Below are 16033 nucleotides of genomic sequence, written 5' to 3'. Positions count from 1 at the left end.
GCAGCGCGAGCGAAGCGAGCGACCGTCTTCTCGTCGTTCAAAATCGCGCCCGGCCCGCTCCCTTAATAAACTTTAGAGGCCTCACGGACACATTTTCGCTCGATTCGGGGATCTCTCGGAGGTGGTGTCCGAACGTTGATTCACCTAGCCACCGTACGAGAGCCATGGTGGAAGTTTCAGACGAACGACAGCTCGTGCTCGAGGCGCGTTCCCAGTTAGACCAGTGGACGAAAAGCGCCCGGAGGGAAGCGTACGTCGAACTGTTCGAAGGCGACGATCCGATCCTTTCCGCCGAAGAAGTACAACTGCTTGACGCACTCGATTCCGAACTGGAGCGAGAGGGTGGCGATGGCGTCTGGGGAACCGATCAGTACGGCGTCCACGCGGCGGGGGCCTCGAATTCCGACGCGTCGCTCGGCGTGGTCTGCGTGTACCACCCACAGATCACCAGCGACTCGGTCTTCCGCGGGATCGACGATCTCGACGACGCGACCGAAGAGCGGCTCAACGCAGCCCTCTGGACGTACAGCGAGCGCGTCGCAACGCTCATCGAAGCCGAACTCAACGAGTTCGTCCGTCGGTAGTAGACGTCGCCACTGAGACCGGGTTCGACCCGGTTGCGCTCCGTCCGGCACCCGTCACCGAAGTCGCGAAAGAATCTCGCTAACGCCGCCCGGTTCCCTGACCGGTCGGGAGGAGGGGATGTGCTCGTACTCGACCGTACGACGTCGCTCCCCCACAGGAGGGACGCGCCGAGCGACCGGGGCGCCGTCGGCGGGGGCCAGCGAGGTACGGGGCCTGTGTGGCACTCACGAAGCGAGCCGCCCGAACGCACGGACAGAGCACCTACGGCCGGCCACGGGTATCACTCCGAAATCGGGTGTTCCCAGAGCAGAATCGCTCCCGACCCACCGATCAGGACTATGCCCGCAACAGCTAGCGCGAAGAGCGGAGAGACGAGATCCGAGATGACCCCACTCCCGAGCTGGAATGGGATGACGGTCAGACCACTAACCATCGCCATCGCGCTCAGGACCGTCGCCCGCCCGACCGTCTCGATGCGGTCGTTTACGTACTGACCCGCGAAGGTCTGTGTCACGTCGGCAAGTCCCCGGGCGAGGAGGAACGTCGGCAACGCGAGCAGCGGGACGAAATACATCCCGACCAGTGCTCCCCCGACGAGAAACGGGAGGAGGAGGAACCATACTCGCATCCCGACGCGTTCTTTGATAACACCAGTGTAGTAGCTCAGTGCCGCGCCGACGAGACTGTACGCGGCGTAGAACACGCCCAGAAGGGACTCGATCGCCGTCGGAGGAACGCCGATGTCAGTGACTACCGTCTCGAACACCGGCTGAAGAAAGACGAACACGAGGTACGTGACGGCCGCGTACAGCACGTAGTAGTAGAGAACGAGTGCCCGGATATGGGACCGAGAGAGGACGTCACGGATGATTCCGAGTGACTGCCGGAAGCCGAGCGTGGTGTCGCTTCCCTCGTACGTCTCTGGATCCTCGACGGTGAGCAAGACCGGAACACCGAGCGCGGTCACGCCGGCCGCGACGAACCACGGGAGCGAGAGGTCGAGGCTCCCGAGGTACCCGCCCGTGACGGCGGCACCCGCCCCAATTGCGAGCGCGACGGCGTCGCCGCGTCCGCGAACGTGCGCGAACTGATCCGCAGAGAGGTCGTCGGTGAGCGTGTCGTACAACCACGCGTCCTCGCTCCCGGATCGGAAGTTGTAGCCCATCGACCAGCAGACGTACAGTCCGGCGAAGGCGAGAAAGGACCCGGCGAGTCCGATCCCGAGCAGCGTTACCGCGATGAGCGCGGTCCCGATGAGGAGACTGTTTCTGCGCCCGAGCCGGTCCCCCACGTATCCCGTCGGAATCTCGCCGAGAACCGTCGTGAGATTGTATATCGATTCGAGAACGACGATCTGCGTGAATGAGAGGTCCTGAGCGAGAAAGAAGAGATACATTATCGGCCGATAGAACTCGACCGCTTTCGTTCCCTTGTAGAGATAGTATTTGAGGATGCTGGCGGGGACGGACGGCCGCCGTGACAGCCCATAGCTCCCCGTCATTGTGGTGGCATTCAAACGATTGCGTCAATACCGTTCCGCATTCGAGCGACGACCCCTGTGATCCATGGTAGAGTGTGGAACTGGACGAACGACAGTCCGAGTGCCCTCCCCTCAATCCGGCGCGTAGTCCGCCCCCTCCTCGGCGTCGAGGAAGGCCGCGAGGAGGTCGACGGCGGCTTCGATATCGCGCGAATCGGCCGTTTCGACCGCGGAGTGGTGGTAGCGGACGGGGATCGAGAGCGCGCCGACCGGTCGCGCGCCGCCGGCGTGCTGGAGACCGCCGGTGTCGGTCCCGATGTTCCAAGACACCTCGCGCTGGAAGGGGACGCCGTGAGTTTCGGCGAGGCACTCGAACCGTTCCGCGACACCGGGGGTCGGGATGACGCTCGCGTCCTTCCGTTTGATACCGACGCCGTCGCCGAGTTTCGAGATCGCGTCAGACGGGTCGACGCCGGGGTAGGACTGTTCGAGCGTCCCGTCGAGCGCGACGACGAGGTCCGGGTCGACGTCCGCGCCGAGGGCGGTCGCGCCCCGCAGTCCGACCTCCTCTTGGACCGTCGCGGCGTAGTGGACGGTCACCGCGGGATCCGCGAGGCGGGCGGCCTCCAGCAGCACGTAGACCCCCGCGCGGTCGTCTAGCGAGGAGCCGGCGACGCACTCGCTGAGCTCGCGGAGGTCGCTGTCGAGCGTCACCACGTCACCGACGCCGAACGCCTCGGCCGCGTGCGTCGGGTCGAGGCCGGTGAACACGTGCGCGTCGTCGAGGGTCCACTCCTCGGGGGCCTCCTCGGCGGCCGTGTGCGCGGCGGTGATCTCGACCACCCCGTCGTAGTCGCCGTCGTCGGTGTGGACGGTGACCGGGTGTCCGCGGAGCGCGTCCGGGTTCCAGCCGCCGAGGGGCTCCACGGAGCAGAAGCCGTCGTCGTCGACGTCGCTCACGACGAGCCCGATCTCGTCCATGTGCGCGGCGACGAGCACCTCGTAGTCCGGGTTCGCGGAGCCCTCGACGGTCGCGACGAGGTTCCCCATCGCGTCGGTCCGCACGGCGTCGACGGGCGGGAGTTCGTCGCGAATCACGTCGCGCACGCGGTCCTCGTGGCCGACCGGACCGGGTGCGTCCGCCAGGCGTGCCAGCAGGTCGAAGTCGAACGTCGCGTTCGCGGTCACGTTCGGACGCTGGCGGGTCGCGCCTGAAAGCGCGGGGGTTCCGGCAGAACGGGTGCGAGTGCGGTCGGCCGCTCTAACTCCCCGCCCGAGAGTCACTCGACCGCTTCCCGCGCCTGCCAGCCCACTTCGCCGTCGGCACCGGGAATGTGTAGCCGCGCGTACTGCGGCGGCGCGTCGCTCTCGGGACCGCCGCCACCCGGGGTGAACGAGAACGACAGCCACCCATCGGCGAACGACTCGACGGACGCCCGCAGCGTCACGGTCGTTCCGGCCGGGGCCGGCGCGAACTCCCGTCGGATCGCGGTCTGTCCCGACTCCACCACGCGCTCGAAGCTCGCCGCGGGCGAGCGGTCGACGGTTTCGACCGTTACAGAGAGGTCAGACCTTGCCGTGTTGTAAACCCAGAGCGTCCCGGCCGGATACTCCGGGCCGGGAACGCCGTCCTTGCCGGACATCGGAGCGTCGAGACAGCCGCCGGTCACGCCGAGGGCACTGGCACCGACCGTCGTCAGAAACCGCCGTCGGGAGGGCATGGCCCTCGATTCGGACCGGTCGATAAAAAGGTCGGTTGAGAGGGTGTCACGCGCCACACCGTCGGGACGGCGGGCCGGTACCGCCCGGTCGAACTCCCACCGAACGTCCGACGAATACTTGTACATGCGAGAGGCAAAGCGTCGAGTATGACAGGACGGTACGGCGACATCGACTACTCGCGGGCGACGAAACGCGCCTTCGCGGTCGGCGCCGTGTTGTTCGCGTTCGGGCTGATCGGTGACCTGTACCTGCGGACCACGGGCGCCGCGGTCCCGGCGTGGGAACAGACGCTGCTCGTCGACGCCGAGCTGCTCGGCGTGTTGGTGATGCTGCTCGCGCCGTTCGTGTTCGGGGTCGTCCTCCCGCTCACCGAGTGACTCAGTCCGCTCCGAGCGGGGCCTCGGTCCGGGCGAGCCAACGTTTATCCTCGCGGTCGTCGACAGTCGGTCCGGGATGCCACTCGAAAACGCGACTGCGTTGGTGACCGGTGCGAGCTCCGGAATCGGCGAGGCGACGGTCCACGCCCTCGCGGCGCGCGGCGCGGACCTCGTCCTCGTCGCCAGACGGCGCGAGGCGCTCGAATCGATCGCGAGCGACGTGGAACGCGAACACGGCGTCGAAGCGGTCGTCGCCGACGGCGACGTCCGCGACCGGGCGACCTCGGAGGCGGCGGTGGAGGCCGCCGTCGACCGGCTCGGCGGGCTGGACGTTGTCGTCGCCAACGCCGGGATCGGGCGCGGCGGCGACGTCGAGGCGATGACGGACGAGGAGTACGCCGCGATGCAGGGGACGAACGTCGACGGAACGTTCTTCCTCACCCGCGCGGCGCTCCCGCGCCTCAGGGAGAGCGAGGGGACCCTCGTCGTCGTCGGGAGCTTCGCCGGGCGGTTCCCGCGCTCGTTCAACCCCGTCTACGCCGCGACGAAGTGGTGGGTGCGCGGGTTCGCGCACAGCGTCGCGGCGCAGGTCGGCGACGACGGCGTCGCCGTGAGCGTGATCAACCCCTCGGAGGTCCGCACCGAGTTCGGCAGCGAGGAGGGCGAGCCCTTCGAGGAGCGGTTCGAGCCGGGGACGGTCACCGAGCCGGAGGAGGTCGCGGAAGCGATCGCCTTCGCGGCGGAACGACCCGGGTCGTCGGCACAGGAGATCGACCTCTTCCGGCGCGACAAGTACGCCGAGTCGTTCTGAGGTCGCCTCCCACGATAGGGCGGAGTCGAACAGCCGCGGTAGGTTCCGGCGACGCCGCGCCCGTCCGTCGAATCGTAACTGCTTTTGAACCGACCGACCGCGTCTCCGTGTGAGCAACGCCGACCGCCGCACGCAGTTCTGGGCGCTCTACCTCACGCGCTTCGCCGAGGGGTTCGGGTTCATCACCCTGATCACCCTGTTGGGGACGTACATCAACACGCTCGACCCGCAGGCGACGACGGTGCTCGGCGTCACCGTCTCGGCCGGGTTCATCATCGGGATGTACACCACGGGGTTCACGCTCGCCCAGACCGTCGCCGTGGTCCCGCTGGCGTGGGCCGGCGACCGGTTCGACAAGCGGACCGTCCTGTTGGGCGTGCTCGCGGTCGGTGCCGGCGTCTACGCGCTGTTCCCGCTCGTCGATTCCTCCGCCTCGTTCATCCTCGTCCGCGCCCTCCAAGGGCTCGTGGTCACCGGCGCGGGGCTGATGACGCTGTCGCTGGTCGGACAGATAGCCGACGTCGGGACGCGCGCCGACAAGATCGGCAAGGCGAACGCCGCCTCCTTCGCGGCCTCGATCCTCGGGTCGCTGTCGGCCGGGGCGATATACGACGCGGTCGGCTTCGACCCTATCTTCACCGTCATCGCGCTGCTGATGGTCGCCGCGTGGGTCGTCACGTGGCTCTTCCTCGACGACGACGACACCCGGATCGAGGGGTTCCCGTTCTCCGATCTCGCCGTGAACCGACGGATCCTCACGATGACCAGCTTCCGCGCCCAGTACGCCTTCGCCGTGACGATGGTGCGGACGTGGGTCCCGATCTACGCCAGCACGACGATGGCCACCGGCGGCCTCGGCGTCACCGGGATCGCCATCGGCGTCACCGTCACCGCCGAGAAGGCGACGAACATGGTCGGACAGCTGTTCACCGGCCGGCTCTCGGACGCCTACGGCCGGTCGCTGTTCGTCTTCGCGGGGGGCGGCGCCTACGGCGCGATCGCGATGGCGATCCCGTTCTCCGCGGCGATCGGGACCGCGCTCGGCGCCGACGTGACCCTGCCGCTGCTCGGTGACCTCCCCGCCGCGTACCTGCCCCTCGTCGCCTTCTCCGGGCTACTCGGCGTCGCCGACTCCTTCCGCGAGCCGGCCAGCATGGCGCTGTTCGCTGACGAGGGCACCGACGACGGCGGCGTCGCGTCCAGCTTCGGGATCCGCGAACTGGTCTGGCGGCCGGGCTCCGTCGCCGGCCCCCTGATCGCCGGCTGGCTGATGGTGGAAGTGAGCATGGCCTCCGTCTTCTACGTCGGCGGCGCGTTCGCGATCACGGGCGTCGCCTCCTTCCTCGCGATCCTCGCGAACGACCACGGTCGGGCGGCGCTGACGGCGTGGTAGCGCGGCTAAGTCCGGAGGCGAGGCGACCTCACCGCTTTTCGAGGGCCGCGCGGTAGTGCGGCCCGTCCCCGGTTCCCTCGCGGTCGACCGCTTCGACCGACCATCCGGTTCCGATCGTCGCCTCCCGGAGTCGATCGGGAGAGAATAGTCGAAACCGGAGCGTCGGGTCCCGCTCGCCCTCGTAGGCGAACCACACGACGCGGCCCGCGAGCCCCGGCGTCGGGTCGTCGCGGTACCCGAGGAGGTCGGCGGCCCCGGGATGGTCCGGGTCGTAACAGTCGATCACGGCGGTCGCGTCGGGGGTCGTCACGAACGCGAGGTCGCCGAGGAACGCCGAGAGCCCTCGCATCGACCCCGTCAGGCCGACCTGCGTCCCGATCGCGAGCACCGACTCGAACCGGTCGCGCCCGAACGCGTCCCGGAGCGCGAACATGTCTCCCTCCACTGCGTCTTCGACCCCGCGGTCGCGCATCGTCTCGACGAGGGCGGAACTCGTCTCGACGGCGACCGTCTCGAACCGCTCTTGAAACCGGAGCGCGTGGCGCCCCGCGCCGGCGCCGAGGTCGACGAGCGGCCCTCGGAGCCGCGACGCGAGCCACGATCCGGCGTCGCTCTCCGGATCGAACTCGTCGAAGTAGAACGACTCGATCGGGTGCGCTCGCGTCTCCTCGCCGTCTCCCTGAGCGAGCGGCTCCGTTCGCTCGCCGCGGTGGTGGTCGCGGATCGCGCGTCCGAAGGCGTCGGCCATGTGCCGACCCCGTCCGCCGGACGACAAAAGCTGTCCGTGAGTTCGCCTCGCAGTGACACACCGGATCGGACGCCGCATCCGGGCGGGACGCCGCATTCGGGCGGGACGCCGCATCCGGCCGGGACGTGTTCCGTCGAACACGCCGCCGAGCCTGTCGTTCACCCGTCGAAATCGGTCCCGAATCGGCCGTTCAGTCGTCGCCCTCGGCCGCCGGTCCTGCTGACGAGTTGGCGACGCGCTTCGTCTCGCTGTCCACGCTGATCCCCTCCCAGTCGTCGTCGGTGTGGAACCCCTCGCGCTCCTTCGCCCCGGGGGCGACGCGGATGAACTCCGCCTTCTCGCGGGCGCCCTCGATCGTGTGCCCGCCACAGTAGGAGAGCCCGGAGCGGATCCCCTGACAGAACTCCTCGGCGACCGTCGCGACCGGACCCTTGTACGGCGTCAGCGCCTCGACGCCCTCGTCTGCGCCCACGTCCGCGCCCTTGTCGCCGCGGGCCTCGGCGGCCGCGGTCGTCGCCATCCCGCGCGACCGCTTGTATCGCGTCCCGTCGACCTCGACGACGGCGCCCGGCGCCTCCTCAGTCCCGGCGAAGAGGCTCCCGAGCATCACGCTGTCGGCGCCCGCCATCAGCGCCTTCACCGCGTCCCCGGAGGTGCGGATCCCGCCGTCGGCACAGATCGTGGCGTCCAGGTCCTCGGCCGCGGCCGCGCAGTCGTCGACCGCGGTCAGCTGCGGGACGCCCGCCCCGGCGACCTTCCGGGTGGTACAGTGCGACCCCGGGCCGATGCCGACCTTCACGCAGTCGGCGCCCGCGGCCGCGAGGTCCTCGACGCCGGCGGGCGTGGCGACGTTGCCGGCGATCAGGTCCGTCTCCGGGAACGCCCCGGCGATCTCCTCGACCGCCGCGACGGCCCGGTCCAAGTGCCCGTGCGCGACGTCGACCACGAGCGCGTCCACGTCGGCCTCGACCAGCGCCGCGCTCCGAGCGATGTAGTCCTCGTTGATGCCGACCGCGGCGGCGACCCGCTCGCCGGCCGCGACCACGCGCTCGACCTGCGCCGCCTGCTCGTCGACGGTGAGGAACCGGTGGAGGACGCCGATCCCGCCGGCCCGGGAGAGGCCGATCGCCAACGCCGCCTCCGTGACGGTGTCCATCGCGGCCGAGACGAGCGGCGTCTCCAGTTCGACGTTCGGCGTGAGCGGCGTCGAGAGGTCGACGTCGCTCCGGCTGTCGACCGGCGACCGCTGGGGGACCAACAGCACGTCCCCGTAACTCAGTCCGGTTCGTAGATCGTTCATACCCTTACCGAGGAGAGAGACGCACGGTGAAAAACCCCGCGCCGGACGGTCGACGGTCGGCTGCGCCGTTTCCGGCGGCGCTCGCGGCCGCTCAGAACCCCTGTTCCGCCAGCGCGTCCGCCAGCGCCGCGAGGACGTACTCGACGTTCTTCGGCCGGGCGGAGTACCCCATACAGCCGATCCGCCAGACGTCGCCCTCCAGGTCGCCGAGCCCGGAGGCGATCTCCAGGTCGTACTCGGCGAGGAGGTGGTCGATGACGGCCCCGTCGTCGACCCCCTCGGGCACCCGCACCGCGTTCAGGCTCGGGAGCCAGTACTCGTCGGGGGCGTTCATCTCCAGCCCCAGCTCCTGGAGCCCCGCCTTCAGGTCGCCGGCGACCTCGCGGTGGCGCTCCCACCGGCTCTCGATCCCCTCCTCGGCGACCAAGCGGAGCGCCTCGCGTAGCGCGTAGACGTTCGTGATCGGCGCGGTGTGGTGATACGAGCGGTCGTCGCCCCAGTACCCCTCCAACAGCGAGAGGTCGAGGTACCACGACCGCGGCCGCTCCTCGCGGTCGAGCACCTTGTCCATCGCGCGGTCGTTGAGGGTGAGCGGGCTCGCGCCGGGCGGACACGAGAGACACTTCTGCGGGCCGGAGTAGGCCACGTCGACGCCCCACTCGTCGACCCGCATCTCGACGCCGCCGAGCGAGGTGACGCAGTCGGCGATCACGAGGGCGTCGTGGGCGTGCGCGATGTCGGTCAGCTCCGAGACGTTCGGCTGGAGGACGCCCGTCGAAGTCTCGGCGTGGACGAACCCGAACACGTCCGGCTGGTGTTCGTCGAACGCGCGCTCCACGTCGACGGGGTCGAGGGGTTCGCCCCACGGCGCCGACACCTCGACGACCTCGCCGCCGGCGCGCTCGGCCATCGACTTCATCCGGCCGCCGAAGTAGCCGTTCGTCGGCACCAACATCGTGTCGCCCGGCTCGACGAGGTTCCCGACCGCGGCCTCCATCGACGCCGAGCCGGTCCCGGAGACCGGAATCGTCCACCGGTTGTCCGTCCGGAACGTGTACCGCAGCAGCTCCTGTACCTCGTCCATGATCTCGACGAACGAGGGGTCGAGGTGGCCGACCAGCGGCGTGCTCATCCCCTTCAGGACGCGCGGGTGTACGTCGCTCGGACCGGGCCCCATCAGCGTGCGGTCCGGCGGCGTCAGCTCTCCGACATCCGGTGCTCTCTCGTCTGCGGTGGCCATCACCGATCGGTCGCTCATACCTGACGCTCCCGCGGCGACAATAAAAACGCGGTGGAAGCCGAACCGAGCGCGCCGACGCGCGGAGACGACCCTGCGGCCGCTCGCCCGATCGGGGGTCTATCACCGGTGATCCCCGGGAGTGAAGTGGCAGGGACACGGCCTGTAGGTATGAACGACGCGCCCGAAGCTTCGGCGCCCGACGCCGACCTCCGGGCGGTTCTCGATCGGATGGCGGACGGGTTCTTCGCGGTCGACGCCGGCTGGCGGATCACCTACACGAACGAGACGGGCGCGGCGATCCTCCGGGACGCGATGGCCGACGACGTCATTGAGTCCCGTGACTCCGTTGAGGGAGCGCACCTCTGGGAGTCGATCCCGGACGCCGTCGAAACGGAGTTCTACGACCGGTACCACGAGGCGATGGAGACGCAGGAAGCGGTGTCGTTCGACTCGTACTACGAACCGCTCGACACGTGGTTCGACGTGCGCGTCTCGCCCTCCGAGTCGGGCCTCTCGGTCCACCTCCGCGACATCACCGAACAGCGCGAGTTGGAACGGCAGCGCGAGCGGGCCCTCCATGCGGTCCAACGGCTGTACGTCGTCTCCTCCGACCGGAACCGGCCGTTCGACGAGAAGCTCGGCTCGCTGTTCGAACTGGGCTGTGAGTACCTCGACGTGCCCAACGGGTTCCTCACTCGCATCGACGAGGGGACACAGCACATCGAGGCGTCACACGCGACACACGAGGCGCTCCAGGCCGGCGAGAGCTGCCCGCTGGACGAGGCGTACTGTAAGCGAACCGTCCAAGTCGACGACCTCCTGACGGTCGTCGACGCGGCCGAGGAGGGATGGGGCGACGACCCCGCGTTCCACCGGTTCAACCTCGGAACGTACGTCGGCGGCCGAGTCGAGGTCGACGGCGAGCTGTACGGAACGCTCTGTTTCGCCGACACCGCGGCCAGATCGAAGCCGTTCACCGAACTCCAGCAGACCTTCGTTCGACTGCTCACCCGCTGGGTCAGCTACGAACTGGAGCGCGAGCGGGCGGAATCGCAGGTCCAACGCGAGCGCGACCGGCTGGACGAGTTCGCGAGCGTCGTCAGCCACGACCTCCGGAACCCGCTGAACACCGCGATGGGCCACGTCGACCTCGTCGCGGTCGACGGCGACGACGACGACCACCTCGAAGCCGCCGAGGACTCGCTGTCGCGGATGGCGACGCTCATCGACGACCTGTTGACGCTGGCCCGGGACGGCGCGCAGGTCGAGGACCTGACCGCGGTCACTCTCGCCGACCTGAGCCGCGAGGCGTGGGGGACCGCCGAGACGAGGGACGCCGACCTCACCGTCACCGTCGACCGCGCCGTGATCCGCGCCGACAGGTCGCGGCTCCGCCAACTCCTCGAAAATCTGTTCCGAAACGCGGTCGACCACGGGGGAGCCGACGTGACGGTTCGCGTCGGGGCCCTCGCCGACGGGAACGGGTTCTTCCTGGAGGACGACGGACCCGGAATCCCTGCCTCGGAGCGCGATCAGGTGTTCGAGTCGGGCTTCACGACCAGCGACAAGGGGACCGGGTTCGGCCTGCGCATCGTCGACGAGATAGCATCTGCTCATGAGTGGACGGTGGCGGTGTGCGAGGGGACGGAGGGCGGGGCCCGCTTCGAGATCGAGGGCGTGGAGTTCGTCGACGACTGAACGCGGCCAACAGGGGACCGTTCGGACCGGCTACTCGTCGACGAAGTCCGGCTCCGTCCGCTTCTCGTCGCGCTCCGCGACGAGGTGGCCGACGAAGTCGTCGAGGTCGACGTCGCCGCGCTGGTTCTCGAAGCGGTCGCGCACGGAGACGGTGCCGGCCTCCTGCTCGTCGTCGCCGACGATCACCATGTAGGGGAGCCGGTCGTCGTGGCCGGCGCGGATCTTCCGGCCGACCGTCCAGTCGCGGTCCTCGACCTCGACGCGGAACCCCTCCTCTTCTAAGGCGTTCTTCACGCGGTGGGCGTAGCCGAGCGTCTCGTCGGAGACCGGCAGGATCCGGACCTGCTCCGGCGCGAGCCACAGCGGGAAGTTCCCGTCGAAGTGCTCGATGAGCACCATGAAGAAGCGCTCGTAGCTGCCGTACAGCGCGCGGTGGATCATCACGGGCTGGTGGTCCTCGTTGTCCTCGCCCGTGTAGGTGAGATCGAACCGCTCGGGCATGTTGAAGTCGAGTTGGACCGTCGGGCCGTCCCAGACGCGACCGAGGGCGTCCTCGAAGCCGAAGTCGATCTTCGGGCCGTAGAAGGCGCCGTCGCCGGGCTCGACGTCGTAGTCGTAGCCGCCGGAGTCGAGGACGTCGCGGAGCTGTTCCTCGGCGGACTCCCAGATCTCGTCGCTGCCGACGGACTTGTCGGGGCGGGTCGCCAGCGCGACCTCGACCTCCAGGTCGAGCGTCTCGACGACCTCGAAGATCATCTCGATCACCGACTCGATCTCCTGCCGGATCTGGTCGGGGCGAGCGAACAGGTGGCCGTCGTCGATGGTGAACGACCAGACGCGCGAGAGCCCGGAGAGCTCGCCGCGCTGCTCCTTGCGGTACACCTTCCCGTTCTCGAAGTAGCGCTGCGGGAGGTCGCGGTACGACCACGACTGCTGGTCGAAGATAGTCGCGTGGCCCGGGCAGTTCATCGGCTTCAGGCCGTACTCCTCGTCGTTGACGTCGAGGAGGAACATGTCGTCTTTGTAGTTCTCGTAGTGGCCGGACTGCTTCCACAGCTCCGTCCGGAACACGTGGGGCGTCTCCACCTCCTCGTAGCCGTGGTCGCGGTTGAGCTCGTTCGCGAAGTCCGACAGCTCGCGGAGCACGGTCTTGCCCGGCGGGTGGTACAGCGGGAGGCCCGGCCCGGTCACCGTCGGGATCGAGAAGAGGTTCATCTCCTGACCGATCTTCCGGTGGTCGCGCTCTAAGGCCTCCTCGCGGAGTTCGAGGTGTTCTTCGAGGTCGGACTCCGAGGCGAACGCCGTGCCGTAGACGCGCGTGAGCGTGTCGTTGTCCTCGTCGCCGCGCCAGTAGGCGGCCGACACCTCGAGCAGCGTCGCGGCGCCGACCTCGCCGGTCGACTCGACGTGCGGTCCCTGACAGAGGTCGCGCCAGCCGTCTTGAACGTAGAAGGTGACTTCCTCGTCGTCGGCCTCCTCGTCTAAGATCTGCCGTTTGTACTCGTTGTCGGCGTAGATCTCTTTCGCCTCCTCGCGCGACCGGACCTCGCGCTCGATGTCGTAGTCGGCCGCGATGATCGCGTCCATCTCCTCTTCGATGGCGGCCAGATCGTCCTCGTCGACGTCGACGTCGGTCACGTCGTAGTAGAAGCCGTCGTCGGTCGGCGGACCGATCGTCAGCGTCGCCTCGGGGTGGAGCCGCTGAAGGGCCTGCGCGAACACGTGCGCCGCGGAGTGGCGCAACACCGTGAGGTACTCGTCCGACTGATCGGTGACGATCTCGATCCGCGCGCCGTCGTGGACCGCGGCGTGTTTCTCGACGAGTTCGCCGTCGATCTTCCCCGCGACGGTGTCGCGACCGAGCCCGGGGCCGATCTCGAAGGCGACGTCTTCGACTGTCGACCCTGCCGGAACGCTCAGCTCTGATCCGTCCGGCAGGACGACCGTCACCTCGGCCTCCGCATCGGTCTCGCTCATACAGTGTCGCAGCCGGACGACGGTCATAAGTGTGTTCGATCCGCGGCGTCGGATCACACGCCCGACCGGCTTCGGGGCCCTGTCGCGGCGGTCGCTGGAAGCATGCCGTGACGGTCGCCGAGCAGGCTGTGGCGGTCATCGAGAGCGGGCCACGGCGGTCAGGGCGACCCGATCCCGGCAAGCCACGCCGCTGCCGGGGAGTTCCGGAGCCGGACGGAGCGATGACAACACACAAATCAGGCGGCAACCTTTGCCGGGCTATGACCACTCACGCGGAGCCCCTCTCGTCGGTGTTGGAGACGGTCGGGGAGACGCCGCTCGTCCGCGTCCACGATTCCCCGGACGGCGTGCCGGTGTACGCCAAGCTGGAGTCGTTCAACCCCGGCGCGAGCATCAAGGACCGCATCGGGAAGTACATGCTCGAACGGATGCTGGAGCGCGGCGACGTGAGCGAGGGCGGCACCGTGATCGAGCCGACCGCGGGCAACACCGGCATCGGGATCGCGGTCGCGGCGGGACAGCTCGGACTGGACGCTATCTTCGTCGTTCCCGAGCGCTTCTCGGTGGAGAAACAGCAGCTCATGCGCGCGCTCGGCGCCGAGGTCGTGAACACCCCGAGCAAGGACGGGATGGAGCTCGCCATCGAGCGCGCCCACGAGATCGCCGACGAGCTCGACGACGCCGTCGTCCCCCAGCAGTTCTCGAACCCCCTCAACGCCGAGGCGCACTACGAGACGACCGCCCCCGAGATCGACGAGGCGCTCGACGGCGCGGTCGGCGCGGTCGTCGCCGGCTGCGGCACCGCCGGGACGCTGATGGGCATGGCCCGCTACTTCCGCGAGCGAGACGCGGAGACGCACGTCACCGCGGTCGAACCCGCCGGCTCCGCGTACCGGGAGTTCTTCGGCGAGGAGGTCGAACACGAGGAGTACAAGACCGAGGGGATCGGCACTCACGACATCGACACGAACGAGCTGTTCGACCCCGCGCTCGTCGACGAGGTCCAGGCGATACCCGACCGCGAGGTCCACGAGGAGATGGGGCGGCTCGCGGCCGAGGAGGGGCAGCTGGTCGCCTCGTCGGCGGCCGCGAACTCGCTCGCCGCCAAGCGCGTCGCCCGCCACATCCGCGACGGCGAGATCGACGCCCCGCACGACGCCGTCGTCACCGTGTTCTGTGACTCCTCCGAGCGCTACCTCTCGAAGGGCGTCTACCGCAGCTTCGAGGAGTGGGAAGGGTAGCTCAGACCGGTTTCCCTCCCAGCTACCCGCGCAGCCGTCCGTGCTCGACCTTGAGACACCGGTCTTGGACCACGTCGATCCCGTCGGCCTCGGCGCTCGCGGCCGCCTCGTCGTGGCTGATCCCGAGCTGGAGCCACACCGCTCCGGCGTCGCCGCGCGCCGCGTGGCGCTCGCGGACGGCCTCGACGATGTCCGGCACCTCGTCGCTCGGCCGGAACACGTCGACCAGGTCGATCGCCTCTTCGACGTCGCCGACGGCGTCGTACGCGGGCTCGCCCAGCACCTCGTCGGCGTACGGGTTCACCGGGATAACCCGGTATCCCCGTCGCTGGAGGTACGCTGGCACGTCGTGAGCGGCCTTTCCGGGCGTCGTCGAGCAGCCGACGACGGCGATCGTCTCCGCGTCGAGCAGACGGTCGAGTCCGGCGTCGTCAGTGATAGGCATGCCCGTCCGTTCGGTCGCGATCCGATTAAGTCGATCCCCCGGTCGTGCGCCGGCCGGCGGCCGGGGGACTCGTCAGGCGAGCCGGATCTCGGGTTCGCCGTCCTCGGGGACGGTGATGATCCCGTCGAACAGCTGTTTGATCGTGTTCATCGCCTGGTCTTCGTGGGCCGTCGAGTCGATGCTGAACAGGCCGAGCCCGTTGACGCTCTGGACCCGGCCGGTGAACACGTGGAGGAAGCGGAACACGGTCTGGAGGTCGGAGTACATCAGCAGCGTCGACAGCGAGTGGACCATCACGCGGTTCCGTTCGATGCCGCGGTCGCCGAACGCCTGGAGGAACTCCGAGAGCTTGATCCCGATACCGGTCATATCGACCGGCGAGGAGGCGTACTTGATCCGGTCGGACTCGCGCGTGTCGCCGCCCTGCTGGCGGGTGACGCAGTCCACGACCGCGACGGGCTTGCCCTCGTAGGCGACTCGCTTCTCGTAGTCGCGAAGGACTCGGTCGGCGCCGTCCTTGGTGGTGACGACGATGGCGCCCTCGTCGCGTTCGGTCCCGGCGGCGAGGATGTCCATCATTATCGACCGCTTTCCGCTGAGCGGCGGGCCGGTCAACAGGATGTTGGTCCCGGGATCGACCTCGGCGTCGAAGTGCGGCGTCAACTCATACATGGACGCACCTCGAGGGCGACGACGTCGGCGCGGGCCACTCGTTCGGCGGCGAGGCCGTACGACCAGGACACATCTACTACCGAAACATGCCCGCTCCGAATAATATTCTTTTTGATCGGCCCCTGTCAGCCCGCGGTCCCCCTCTCAGTCCGTGTGAAGTTCCCACAGGTCGCGGTGTCCGCTCTCTCGATCGGTGCCGATCGCTCCCGAGACGGCTGACGTGTCACGTTCGCGAATCGACCGAGGACCCGTCGAGGCGACGCGGATCGGGCGACCGCGCGACGTCGATTTCGGATCGCGGGACTTAACACGCTCACGGCGAACAGTGAGAGTACGGGCGCTTA

Annotated in this window: 15 protein-coding genes; 6 read left to right on the top strand and 9 right to left on the bottom strand. The window is 68.6% G+C overall.

The window, feature by feature from the left end:
* Nucleotides 1-164: 164 nt before the first annotated feature.
* Complete coding sequence (locus ABDZ89_RS08090) at nt 165-584, top strand: DUF7539 family protein (protein ID WP_343778126.1); 420 nt, start codon at nt 165-167, stop codon at nt 582-584.
* Nucleotides 585-865: 281 nt separating this feature from the next.
* Here the strand turns inward: ABDZ89_RS08090 and ABDZ89_RS08085 are convergent, their stop codons facing one another.
* The 3 genes from ABDZ89_RS08085 to ABDZ89_RS08075 form a co-directional block, all read right to left on the bottom strand.
* Nucleotides 866-2086, bottom strand: coding sequence for an MFS transporter (locus ABDZ89_RS08085; protein ID WP_371153039.1), 1221 nt, complete (start codon nt 2084-2086; stop codon nt 866-868).
* A gap of 111 nt (nt 2087-2197) precedes the next feature.
* Entirely contained in the window at nt 2198-3253 is a 1056-nt protein-coding gene (locus ABDZ89_RS08080; RefSeq protein ID WP_343778124.1) for a M42 family metallopeptidase, read from the bottom strand.
* Between the two features lie 92 nt (nt 3254-3345).
* Complete coding sequence (locus ABDZ89_RS08075) at nt 3346-3786, bottom strand: hypothetical protein (RefSeq protein ID WP_343778121.1); 441 nt, start codon at nt 3784-3786, stop codon at nt 3346-3348.
* 147 nt (nt 3787-3933) lie between these two features.
* Here ABDZ89_RS08075 and ABDZ89_RS08070 point away from each other — a divergent pair, with 147 nt between their 5' ends.
* The 3 genes from ABDZ89_RS08070 (at nt 3934) to ABDZ89_RS08060 (ending at nt 6368) form a co-directional block, all read left to right on the top strand.
* The gene (locus tag ABDZ89_RS08070) at nt 3934-4164 is read left to right on the top strand and encodes a DUF7860 family protein (RefSeq protein WP_343778119.1); all 231 of its coding nucleotides are present in this window, start codon (nt 3934-3936) and stop codon (nt 4162-4164) included.
* Between the two features lie 76 nt (nt 4165-4240).
* Nucleotides 4241-4975 carry an SDR family oxidoreductase gene (locus tag ABDZ89_RS08065; RefSeq protein ID WP_343778117.1) on the top strand — a complete coding sequence of 245 codons (735 nt, stop codon included), beginning with the start codon at nt 4241-4243 and terminating at the stop codon, nt 4973-4975.
* Between the two features lie 109 nt (nt 4976-5084).
* Nucleotides 5085-6368 carry an MFS transporter gene (locus ABDZ89_RS08060; RefSeq protein ID WP_343778116.1) on the top strand — a complete coding sequence of 428 codons (1284 nt, stop codon included), beginning with the start codon at nt 5085-5087 and terminating at the stop codon, nt 6366-6368.
* A gap of 28 nt (nt 6369-6396) precedes the next feature.
* Here the strand turns inward: ABDZ89_RS08060 and ABDZ89_RS08055 are convergent, their stop codons facing one another.
* The 3 genes from ABDZ89_RS08055 to ABDZ89_RS08045 form a co-directional block, all read right to left on the bottom strand.
* Nucleotides 6397-7116 carry a class I SAM-dependent methyltransferase gene (locus tag ABDZ89_RS08055; RefSeq protein ID WP_343778114.1) on the bottom strand — a complete coding sequence of 240 codons (720 nt, stop codon included), beginning with the start codon at nt 7114-7116 and terminating at the stop codon, nt 6397-6399.
* Nucleotides 7117-7306: 190 nt separating this feature from the next.
* Nucleotides 7307-8416: a guanosine monophosphate reductase gene (locus ABDZ89_RS08050; RefSeq protein ID WP_343778112.1), complete on the bottom strand. Its 1110-nt coding sequence runs from the start codon at nt 8414-8416 to the stop codon at nt 7307-7309.
* A gap of 91 nt (nt 8417-8507) precedes the next feature.
* Nucleotides 8508-9674 carry a pyridoxal-phosphate-dependent aminotransferase family protein gene (locus ABDZ89_RS08045; RefSeq protein WP_343778110.1) on the bottom strand — a complete coding sequence of 389 codons (1167 nt, stop codon included), beginning with the start codon at nt 9672-9674 and terminating at the stop codon, nt 8508-8510.
* Nucleotides 9675-9824: 150 nt separating this feature from the next.
* On the opposite strand from ABDZ89_RS08045, the gene ABDZ89_RS08040 reads away from it, so the two are divergent.
* The gene (locus ABDZ89_RS08040) at nt 9825-11354 is read left to right on the top strand and encodes an ATP-binding protein (RefSeq protein WP_343778108.1); all 1530 of its coding nucleotides are present in this window, start codon (nt 9825-9827) and stop codon (nt 11352-11354) included.
* Nucleotides 11355-11384: 30 nt separating this feature from the next.
* On the opposite strand, the gene thrS is transcribed toward ABDZ89_RS08040, so the two are convergent.
* A complete protein-coding gene (thrS, locus tag ABDZ89_RS08035; protein ID WP_343778106.1) occupies nt 11385-13358 on the bottom strand; it encodes a threonine--tRNA ligase in 1974 nt (657 codons plus the stop codon).
* Between the two features lie 233 nt (nt 13359-13591).
* On the opposite strand from thrS, the gene ABDZ89_RS08030 reads away from it, so the two are divergent.
* Nucleotides 13592-14572, top strand: coding sequence for a PLP-dependent cysteine synthase family protein (locus ABDZ89_RS08030; protein WP_343778104.1), 981 nt, complete (start codon nt 13592-13594; stop codon nt 14570-14572).
* A 22-nt stretch (nt 14573-14594) separates the two neighbouring features.
* Here ABDZ89_RS08030 and ABDZ89_RS08025 read toward each other — a convergent pair whose 3' ends face one another.
* Together ABDZ89_RS08025 and ABDZ89_RS08020 are read right to left on the bottom strand one after the other, a co-directional pair.
* Nucleotides 14595-15017, bottom strand: coding sequence for a CoA-binding protein (locus ABDZ89_RS08025; protein WP_343778102.1), 423 nt, complete (start codon nt 15015-15017; stop codon nt 14595-14597).
* Between the two features lie 72 nt (nt 15018-15089).
* On the bottom strand, nt 15090-15689 hold the full coding sequence (locus ABDZ89_RS08020) for an RAD55 family ATPase (protein ID WP_343778100.1): 600 nt from the start codon (nt 15687-15689) through the stop codon (nt 15090-15092).
* Nucleotides 15690-16033: the final 344 nt, after the last annotated feature.

The organism is Halorubrum ejinorense (genome assembly GCF_039522565.1).
GTDB lineage: Archaea > Halobacteriota > Halobacteria > Halobacteriales > Haloferacaceae > Halorubrum > Halorubrum ejinorense.
This window is presented reverse-complemented; position numbering and strand designations above follow the sequence as displayed.